This is a genomic window from Paenibacillus sp. GbtcB18 (genome assembly GCF_019091125.1).
Taxonomy (GTDB): domain Bacteria; phylum Bacillota; class Bacilli; order Paenibacillales; family NBRC-103111; genus Paenibacillus_F; species Paenibacillus_F chitinolyticus.
Window position 1 is genome coordinate 1 of record NZ_JAGXJX010000408.1, and the last position, 266, is coordinate 266.

1 protein-coding gene is annotated in these 266 nt (G+C 69.5%); it reads right to left on the reverse strand.

The window, feature by feature from the left end:
- On the reverse strand, nt 1-266 hold a 266-nt coding region (locus KVT34_RS30360; protein ID WP_483311469.1), incomplete at both ends, for a response regulator.

Consider the following 266-nt stretch of genomic DNA (forward strand, 5'->3'; position numbering starts at 1 on the left):
GCTCGTAGTTCTGGTCCTGCGTGTGCAGTTGCATGGCTTCTGACATGCGCCAGCAACGCGTTCGTCGCCGTCGGTGTGAAGTGCGGGCGGCCCCGGCCCACGTCCCGTACCGCCTGTGTCAGCTGCTGGGTCGTGAACTCGCCGTGGACCAGGTAGCCCCCGGCGCCGAGCCGGACCGCCTCCTGCACGAGGTCCGTCTCGTCGCTGTACGTCAGCATCATGACCGGGGCGACGCGGACCAGGTGGGGCAGGGCCGCCATGCCGTC